Raw genomic sequence first — 8985 nt, 5'->3', positions numbered from 1 at the left:
GGGGCGGAGCCCCCGGCGACCTCCTACCCCGCGAAGCTCGCGAAGTACGTCGCGGCCATGTCCTCCCCACCGTGGCCCTGCTCGGACGCGCGGCGAAAACGTTCCGCGCCCGCCTCCGCCAGGTCGAGGCGTACGCCCGCCGCTTCACCCGCCGCCACAATGAGGCGGGCGTCCTTCTCCGCCGTGTCCACCGCGAAGCTCGGCGTGAAGTCCCCGGCACGGATGGCCGCCGCCTTGGCGCGGAGGTAGCCGAGGTCGAGCGGGCCGCCCGCGATGGCGTCGAGGAAGAGGCCGGGGTCGACGCCGAGACCCTCCGCGAGGGCCAGGGCCTCGCCCGTGGCGTGGGTGGCCGCCAGCACCCAGCTGTTGCACACCAGCTTCAGCCGGGTGGCCGCACCCGGCTCCTCCCCCACCCAGATGGTCCGGGCCCCCACCGCGTCGAGCACGGGCGCGAGCGGCTCGCGCGCCGACGCCGGCCCGGCGGCCAGCACCGTCAGCCGTCCGGCCTCCGCGGGCTGGCGGGTGCCCAGCACGGGGGCGTCGACGAAGACCAGGCCGTGCTCGCGGGCGAGGGCGGCCAGCGGCGTCAGCCCGTCGATCCCCGCGGTGGTGCACTGCAGCCAGTACGCCCCCGGGCGCAGCCCGGCCGCGGCGGCGCGCACGGACTCGGCCGCCGCGTGCCCGTCGTACAGCATGGTGAGGACGACGTCGGCGTCCGCCACGGCCTCGGCGGGCGTGCCGGCGATGGTCGCCCCCTCGGCGGCGAGGGGTTCGGCCTTGGCGCGGGTGCGGTTCCAGGCCCGGACCTCGAGGCCGGCGCGGCACAGGCTGCGGGCCATGGCCGCGCCCATGATTCCCGTGCCCAGCACCGCCACGCGCGTGCGCCGTGATGTCCCACCGGATTCAGCCATGGCGGCACGATAGCCCTGCGAGCGCGCTCCAGCGCCATCCCCACCAGCGCGCGACGGCGCGCGGCGGCTCACACCACCTGGTGCAGCCAGCGGACGGGGGCGCCTTCGCCCGCGTGGCGGAAGGGCTCGAGCTCGTCGTCCCAGGGCTTCCCGAGCAGCTGGGTGATCTCGGCGTGCAGGTCGCTCTCGCCGCGCGCCGCCCGGTCGGCGGCGGCCCGCAGCCGGTCCTCGGGGATCATGATGTCGCCGTGCAGCCCGGTGACGGCGTGGTAGATGCCGAGGTCGGGGGTGCAGCTGAAGCGCTCGCCCTCGCCGCTCGCGCACGGCTCGCAGGTGACCTCGAAACGCAGCAGGTGCCAGCCGCGCAGCGCGGAGGCGAGCCGGGAGGCGACGCCCGCGTCGCCCTGCCAGGAGAGTTCGGTACGCCAGGTGCCGGGCGAGGCGGGCTGTCTGGTCCAGTCGAGACTGACGCGGCTGCCGAGGACCGAGGCCACGGCCCACTCGATGTGCGGGCACAGCGCACGCGGCGCGGAGTGCACGTAGAGAACACCACGTGTCGTCATCGGTCCTCCAGTCCTGCCTCATGGAACCAAGGGGTGACGGGAAGTCATCTCTTAGGCTGGGGGCTGTCCAGTGCCAGCACCCAAAGCTACCGCGAGAGCAAAAGGAACTAGGTGAACGCATGCTGGTCAGCCGCCGTCCCGTCGCCCTGACGCTCGCAGCCGCGACCGTCGTGCTGGCGGCGTCCACCGCCTGCAGCTCGTCGTCGTCCGACTCCGACCCGGACTCCGCGGCCGAATCCGGGGCGGAGAAGGAGGAGTCGGGGCCTTCCTCTCCGGGGGCGGAGCGGCCCGAGGATCAGGCGGAGGACCCGGCGGAGGGCCAGGCGGAGACCGAGCAGCAGGCGGCGCCCGAGCCGGCGTGGGACACGAGCCCGTCCTCCATCGCGGCGATCGGCGACTCCATCACCCGCGGCTTCGACACCTGCGGGCTGCTCACGGACTGCCCCGAGGCGTCGTGGGCCACGGGCACCGACGCGGAGGTGGCGAGCCTGGCCGCGCAGCTGCTGGGCGACGACACAGCCGACCGCGTGTGGAACCTGGCGGAGACCGGCGCCAACGTCGCCGACCTGCCGGCGCAGGCGCGGCGGGCGGCGCGCCACGAGCCGCAGCTGGTGACGGTGCTGATCGGCGCCAACGACGCCTGCGCGGGTGACGTGGAGTCGATGACGAGCGTGACGGACTTCGAGGCGGACTTCGCCGAGTCGGTGGAGCTGCTGCGCGCCGAGTCCCCCGAGACGCAGATCTACGTCTCCAGCGTGCCCGACCTCATGCGGCTGTGGGAGGAGGGCAGCGAGTCGATGATGGCGCGCACGGTGTGGGGCATGGCGAACATCTGCCCGTCGATGCTGGCCGACGCCGGGAACCGGTCGGAGGGGGCCGACGCGCGCCGCGAGGCGGTGCGGGAGCGGGTGCAGGCGTACAACGAGGTGCTGGCCCGGGTCTGCGCCGAGGACGAGCTGTGCCGGTACGACGGCGGCGCCGTCTTCGACTACGAGTTCACCAGCGACCACCTCAGCGAGTGGGACTGGTTCCACCCGGGCGAGTCCGGGCAGCGCGAGCTCGCCGCCCTGGCGTACGAGCAGGTCGTGGCGAACGTGACGACCAAGGACTGACCTGGACTGACCTGGACCGACCGCGGGTGGTTCCCAAGGCGTGGTGGCAGGGGTGACCATTGACAGGCTTGGCCTGCGCTCATTACCGTCACGCCCAGCATTTCGAACGCATGTCGAAATACCGAACGCCCACGCTCACCACCGCGGAGGTCAGGCACCCGTGCGCATCACCGGAATCAGCACGCACGTCGTCGGCACGCCCTGGCGTAACCTCACCTACGTCCAGGTGCACACCGACGAGGGACTGACCGGCGTCGGCGAGACGAGAATGCTGGGCCACACCGACGCCCTCATCGGCTACCTGCGCGAGGCGGAGGCCAACCACATCGCGGGCTCCGATCCCTTCGCCGTCGAGGACCTGGTCCGCCGGATGAAGTACGGCGACTACGGCCGCGCCGGTGAAATCGTTATGTCCGGCATCGCCTGCGTCGAAACCGCCTGCTGGGACATCAAGGGCAAGGCCCTCGGCGTCCCCGTCTGGCAGCTCCTGGGCGGCCGGGCCGACGCGGAGAACAACCGCGTCAAGGCGTACGCCAACGGCTGGTACACCGTCGAACGCACCCCCGAGGCGTTCCACAAGGCCGCGCAGACCGTCGTCGAGCGCGGCTACCGGGCCCTGAAGCTCGACCCCTTCGGCACCGGCAGCTTCGAGCTGGACCACGCCGAGTCGCTGCGGTCGGTCTCCCTCGTCGAGGCGGTGCGCGACGCGATCGGCCCCGAGGCCGAGCTGCTGGTGGAGATGCACGGCCGCTTCTCCCCCGCCACGGCGATCCGGCTGGCGCAGGAGATGGAGCGGTTCCACCCCTCCTGGATCGAGGAGCCGGTGCCGCCGGAGAACCTCAAGGCGCTGAAGAAGGTCGCCGAGAAGACGACCCTGCCGATCGCCACGGGCGAACGCATGCACGACCGGATCGAGTTCCGCGAGCTGTTCGAGTCGCAGGCGGCCGACATCATCCAGCCAGATCTGGGCCACCTGGGCGGCATCGGCGAGATGCGGAAGCTGGCCGCCACCGCCGAGACCCACTACGTCCTGGTCGCGCCGCACAACGTCGGCGGCTCGGTGCTGACCGCCGCCAGCCTCCAGCTCGCGGGCTGCACCCCGAACTTCAAGATCCTGGAGCACTTCAACGACTTCGCCGACTCGGAGATCAAGCGCGTGGTGCGCGGCGCCCCCGAGGTGGTCGACGGCTACTTCACTCTTTCGGAGGCCCCGGGCCTCGGCGTCGAGCTTGACACCGAGGCGGCGGCGGAGTTCCCCCAGCAGCGGGCCCGCTTCGACCTGTGGGCCGAGGACTGGCACAAGCGCGAGGGCACGAAGTGACCGGGCACGGAGAGACGCCGTGAACGCCGCCCGCCGCGTCGTGGTCGACAAGCCCGGGGAGCACCGGCTGGTCAGCGGGCCCGTGCCCGCCCCCGGGCCTGGCGAGGTGCGGGTGGCGGTGCACGCCGCCGGGATCTGCGCCTCGGACCGCGAGCTGTACGACGGCACCCGCGACCCCGGCTACGTGCGCTACCCCGTGGTCCCCGGGCACGAGTGGTCCGGCACGGTCGACGCGCTCGGCGAGGGCGTCGACCCGGCGCTGGCGGGGCGCAAGACCGTGGGCGAGGGCTTCCGCGCCTGCCAGGCCTGCGAGCGCTGCCACTCCGGCGAGACGAGCCTGTGCACCGCCGGGTACGAGGAGACCGGCTTCACCCGGCCCGGGGCGTTCGCCGACTACCTGGTGCTGCCCGCGCGGCTGCTGCACCCGCTGGACGACGACGCCGACCTGACCGCGGCCGCCCTGCTGGAGCCCGGGGCGGTCGTCGCCGCCGCCGTGCTGCGCGCGGCCCCCCGCGCCGGGGAGCGGATCGCGGTGGTGGGCGCCGGAACGCTGGGGCTGCTGGCCACACAGCTGCTGGCGGCCTCCACCCCCGCCGAGCTGCTGGTGGTCGACCCGCGCCCCCGGCCGCTGGAGCAGGCGGCCGCGATGGGCGCCACCGAGGCCGCGACCCCCGAGCGCGCCGCTGAGCTGCGGGGCCGCTACGACCTGGTGGTCGAGACCGCCGGGGCGCCGGGCACCGCGCGGGACTCCTGCCTGCTGGCGCGGCGGGGCGGCCGGGTGGTGCTCACCGGGCTGCCGGAGCCCGGCGCGCACGGCATCGACCCGATCCACCTCGCCTTCGCCCAGCTCACCGTGGCCGGCGTCTTCGGCGCGCCGCCCGCGGCGTGGGCGTACGCCGCGCGCGCCTTCGACGTGGGGCTGCTGCGGCCCGCCGCGCTGGTCACCCACCGGCTGCCGCTGGAGTCCTTCGGGGACGCGGTGCGACTGGTGGGTAGCGGTGATCCGGAAGTGGGCAAGGTCCTGCTGATGCCCTAGCCGATCAGCGAGACAACCGGCGCTCGAGCCAGATCAGTTACAACGCCATAGCAGTGAGAACAGTCACAGCGAGATGTCCGCCACTTAACGACTTGACGACCGAACGCCATACGGCATACCGAACACCACGAGACTGACGTACCACCGCGAAACCCAGGAGCATCGTGTCTGAGTCCGCCGCCGCCCCCGCCCGCCGTCCCGGTGAGGCCGCCCTGGCCTCGATCGGCTACGCCGTCCCGGCGGACGACCCCGCCGACGCCTCCCCGCACGCCTTCCCCGACGGCGGCACCTGGCGCACCGAGATTCCCTCCGTCGAGGGCCCCGAGGCCCTGTCCACCGTGCTGAAGGAGGCGGCCCAGCTCGGCGTGCCGATCCACCGCATCAGCCAGGGCAGCGGCGTGTGGATGCTCACCGATGCCGAGATCACCGAGATGGTCGGCGCCTGCGCGCAGGCCGGCGTGGAGCTGTGCCTGTTCACCGGCCCGCGCGGCACCTGGGACATCGGAGCCTCCACCCGCACCTCCTCCGGCGGCGCGGGCCTGCGGGCCCGTGGCCACGGCTCGGTGGCCGGCTGCGTGGAGGACGCGCTGCGCGCCACCGAGCTCGGCGTGCGCTGCCTGCTCGTCGCCGACGAGGGCGTGCTGTGGCTGCTGCACCAGCTGCGCGCCAACGGCACGCTGCCGGCCGACACCACCTTCAAGGTCTCCGCGCTGGTGGGCCCGGTGAACCCATCCGCCGTCGCGGTGCACGAGCGGCTCGGCGCCGACTCGGTGAACATCCCCTCCGACCTCACGCTGGAGCACATCACCGAGATCCGGCGTGTGACGAGGGTCCCACTTGACTTCTACCTCGAAGCACCTGACGATCTGGGCGGCTATGTACGTATGTACGACATCGCCGAGCTGATCCGTCGCGGCGCCCCCATCTACCTGAAGTTCGGGCTGAGCAAGGCACCCGGAATCTATCCCTATGGCGCTCACCTGCGTGACCTCACGCTGGAGACCGCCCGCGAGCGCGTACGCCGGGGACGCCTCGCACTGGACCTCCTGGCGCGGCTGGGCGCCAACACCGGCATGGCCCAGCCCGGCTCCAGGCTCCCCGGGGAGCTGAACCGTTTCCCCATCTCCGAGAACGACACATCCGTCACTGTGTCTTATTCCAAATAGTCCTGATTGCCAGGATCGCCCTGAAAGGTCATGCCCATGTCCCGTACCCGATCCGCCGCCCGCGTCACCGCCGCCGTGGCCGCCACCCTGTCCCTCTCCCTTGCCGTCTCCGCGTGCGGCCAGGACTCCGAGGGCGGGTCGGAGAACAACGGCGGCGGGGACGGCGGAGGCACCGTCGGCATCTCCATGCCCACCCAGTCCTCGGAACGCTGGATAGCCGATGGCGACAACATGGTGAAGCAGTTCGAGGAGGCCGGGTACGACACCGACCTCCAGTACGGCGAAAACTCGATCGAGACCCAGGTCAGCCAGATCGAGAACATGATCTCCCAGGGCGTGAACGTGCTGGTGATCGCCGCCATCGACGGCGCCTCGCTGGGCAACGTGCTCCAGCAGGCCGCCGACGCCGACATCCCGGTCATCGCCTACGACCGGCTGCTGATGGAGAGCGAGAACGTCGACTGCTACGCCTCCTTCGACAACGAGCAGGTCGGCGAGCTGCAGGGGCAGTACATCGCGGACGAGCTCGGCCTCGAGGAGAACGCGAACGAGACCTTCAACATCGAGCTGTTCGCCGGCGACCCCGACGACAACAACACCCGCTACTTCTTCCAGGGCGCGATGAACGTCCTGCAGCCGTACATCGACAGCGGCCAGCTGGTGGTGCGCAGCGGCCAGACCGACCTGAACCAGATCACCACCGTGCGCTGGGACGGCGCCGAGGCTCAGGACCGCATGGACGACCTGCTCACCGCCAACTACGGCACCGAGCGCCTGGACGCGGTCCTCTCCCCCTACGACGGCATCTCGCTGGGCATCCTGTCGTCCGTCAAGGCCGTCGGCTACGGCACCGAGTCCCAGCCGCTGCCGGTCGTCACCGGCCAGGACGCCGAGGTCGCCTCGGTGAAGTCGATCATCGCCGGTGAGCAGACCATGACGGTCTTCAAGGACACCCGTGACCTGGCCGCCCAGGCCGTGTCCATGGGTGAGGCCCTGCTGTCCGGCAAGGAGTGCGAGGCCAACGACACCGAGACCTACGACAACGGCGTGAAGGTCGTGCCCTCCTACCTGCTGGAGCCCGTCAGCGTCGACGCCTCCAACTGGGAGCTGCTCCTCGACGAGGGCTACTACACCCGCGAAGACCTGGAGAACTAAAGGGCCCGCTTAAGAGCCGAGAAGCCAGAGTCCCAGCGACGGAAGCGTTCTAAGCCATGTCACCACAACAGACCGGGCACGTCCTTGAGATGCGCGGCATCAGCAAGACCTTCCCCGGTGTGAAGGCGCTGGACGGCGTCAGCATGTCGGTGAGGCCCGGCGAGATCCACGCCATCTGCGGCGAGAACGGCGCGGGCAAGTCGACGCTGATGAAGGTCCTCAGCGGCGTCCACCCGCACGGCTCGTACGAGGGAGAGATCCTCTTCGAGGGCAAGCCGTGTCACTTCCGCGACATCCGCGCCAGCGAGAAGCGCGGGATCGTCATCATCCACCAGGAGCTGGCGCTCGTCCCCCAGCTGTCCATCGCCGAGAACATCTTCCTTGGCAATGAGCAGACCGGGCGCGGCGGGATGATCAGCTGGTCGACCACGCTGAAGGAGACCGATCGGCTGCTCAAGCGCGTCGGTCTCACCGGCGAGCGCCCGCAGACGAAGATCTCCGAGATCGGCGTCGGCAAGCAGCAACTGGTGGAGATCGCCAAGGCCCTGGCCAAGGAGGTCAAGCTCCTCATCCTGGACGAGCCCACGGCGGCGCTCAACGACGCCGACAGCCGCAAGCTGCTCGACCTGGTGAAGGAGTTCCGCGACCACGGCATCTCCTGCATCCTCATCTCCCACAAGCTCAACGAGGTGCTCTCCGTCGCCGACTCGGTGACGATCCTGCGGGACGGGCGGACCATCGAGACCCTGGCGGTCCGCCCGTCCCCGGGCGCGCCCGCGGAGCTGTCGGAGGACGAGATCATCCGGGGGATGGTCGGCCGCGAGCTGACCCAGTACTTCCCCGAGCGCACCCCCTATACCGGCGAGCGGGCCGGGCAGGTGGCGTTGTCGGTCTCGAACTGGACCGTGCGCCACCCGCTGGACGCCACCCGTCGGGTGGTGGACGGCGTCTCCCTGGAGGTCCGGCACGGCGAGATCCTCGGCATCGCCGGGCTGATGGGCGCCGGCCGCACCGAGCTGGCGATGAGCATCTTCGGCCGCTCCTACGGCAAGTACGAGCGGGGCCGGGTCTCGCTCCACGGCCGGGAGATATCCACCCGCACGGTCGCCGACGCGGTACGCCACGGCATCGCGTATGTCACCGAGGACCGCAAGACCTTCGGCCTGAACCTGATCGACACCATCAGCCGCAACATCTCACTGGCGTCCCTGCCGAAGATGGCGCGGCGCGGCATGGTCGATGAGCTGGCCGAGACGCGAGTGGCCGAGAAGTTCCGCACCTCGATGAACATCAAGACGCCCACCGTCTTCGAACAGGCCGGGCGGCTGTCCGGCGGCAACCAGCAGAAGATCGTGCTGTCGAAGTGGATCAACGCCGATCCGGAGGTGCTGATCCTGGACGAGCCGACGCGCGGCATCGACGTGGGGGCGAAGTCCGAGATCTACGGCGTGATCGACCGGCTGGCCGCCGAGGGCAAGGCGATCGTGCTGATCTCCTCGGAGCTGCCGGAGCTGCTCGGCATGTGCGACCGGATCGCGACGATGGCCGCCGGCCGGCTGACCGGCGTGGTGCCGCGGGAGGAGGCCACACAGGAGTCGCTGATGCGGCTGATGACCATGGCCCGCAACGGCAACGGCAACGGCAACGGGGGCAGCAACGGGGTTGGCGTGAAGGACGGGCCGCAGGACGCGCGGTCCACCACGACAGGAGAGAAGAACTAG

8 protein-coding genes are annotated in these 8985 nt (G+C 71.1%); 6 read left to right on the top strand and 2 right to left on the bottom strand.

All coding sequences use genetic code 11. From position 1 onward, the window contains the following. Positions 1-23: 23 nt before the first annotated feature. A complete protein-coding gene (locus ACTWQH_RS24550) occupies positions 24-911 on the bottom strand; it encodes an NAD(P)-dependent oxidoreductase (protein WP_443288901.1) in 888 nt (295 codons plus the stop codon). A 68-nt stretch (positions 912-979) separates the two neighbouring features. After that, a complete protein-coding gene (locus ACTWQH_RS24545; RefSeq protein WP_443288900.1) occupies positions 980-1474 on the bottom strand; it encodes a DUF3145 domain-containing protein in 495 nt (164 codons plus the stop codon). Between the two features lie 119 nt (positions 1475-1593). Between ACTWQH_RS24545 and ACTWQH_RS24540 the strand changes: the two genes are divergently transcribed. From ACTWQH_RS24540 to mmsA, 6 genes are all read left to right on the top strand, one after another. Beyond that, positions 1594-2586, top strand: coding sequence for a GDSL-type esterase/lipase family protein (locus ACTWQH_RS24540; protein WP_443288899.1), 993 nt, complete (start codon positions 1594-1596; stop codon positions 2584-2586). Positions 2587-2746: 160 nt separating this feature from the next. Beyond that, positions 2747-3907 (top strand): mandelate racemase/muconate lactonizing enzyme family protein, encoded by a 1161-nt coding sequence (locus ACTWQH_RS24535; RefSeq protein ID WP_443288898.1) that lies wholly within the window; start codon positions 2747-2749, stop codon positions 3905-3907. A 19-nt stretch (positions 3908-3926) separates the two neighbouring features. Next, positions 3927-4943 carry a zinc-dependent alcohol dehydrogenase gene (locus ACTWQH_RS24530; RefSeq protein WP_443288897.1) on the top strand — a complete coding sequence of 339 codons (1017 nt, stop codon included), beginning with the start codon at positions 3927-3929 and terminating at the stop codon, positions 4941-4943. Positions 4944-5107: 164 nt separating this feature from the next. Next, positions 5108-6109 carry a hypothetical protein gene (locus tag ACTWQH_RS24525; protein ID WP_443288896.1) on the top strand — a complete coding sequence of 334 codons (1002 nt, stop codon included), beginning with the start codon at positions 5108-5110 and terminating at the stop codon, positions 6107-6109. Positions 6110-6145: 36 nt separating this feature from the next. Continuing rightward, positions 6146-7264, top strand: a complete 1119-nt coding sequence (chvE, locus tag ACTWQH_RS24520; protein ID WP_443288895.1) for a multiple monosaccharide ABC transporter substrate-binding protein — start codon at positions 6146-6148, stop codon at positions 7262-7264. A gap of 56 nt (positions 7265-7320) precedes the next feature. Then, positions 7321-8985: a multiple monosaccharide ABC transporter ATP-binding protein gene (gene mmsA, locus ACTWQH_RS24515; RefSeq protein WP_443288894.1), complete on the top strand. Its 1665-nt coding sequence runs from the start codon at positions 7321-7323 to the stop codon at positions 8983-8985.

Origin of the sequence: Streptomyces sp. 6N223 (genome assembly GCF_052246635.1) — a bacterium.
Taxonomy (GTDB): Bacteria; Actinomycetota; Actinomycetes; order Streptomycetales; family Streptomycetaceae; genus Streptomyces.
The sequence above is the reverse complement of the archived record's forward strand: the minus strand, read 5'-3'. Positions and strand labels throughout refer to the sequence as shown.

Bases quoted from the DNA above. Each gene is read 5' to 3' on its own strand.
- ACTWQH_RS24545 (WP_443288900.1), bottom strand. From the start codon at position 1,474: ATGACGACACGTGGTGTTCTCTACGTGCACTCCGCGCCGCGTGCGCTG.
- chvE (WP_443288895.1), top strand. From the start codon at position 6,146: ATGTCCCGTACCCGATCCGCCGCCCGCGTCACCGCCGCCGTGGCCGCC.
- ACTWQH_RS24550 (WP_443288901.1), bottom strand. From the start codon at position 911: ATGGCTGAATCCGGTGGGACATCACGGCGCACGCGCGTGGCGGTGCTG.
- ACTWQH_RS24540 (WP_443288899.1), top strand. From the start codon at position 1,594: ATGCTGGTCAGCCGCCGTCCCGTCGCCCTGACGCTCGCAGCCGCGACC.
- mmsA (WP_443288894.1), top strand. From the start codon at position 7,321: ATGTCACCACAACAGACCGGGCACGTCCTTGAGATGCGCGGCATCAGC.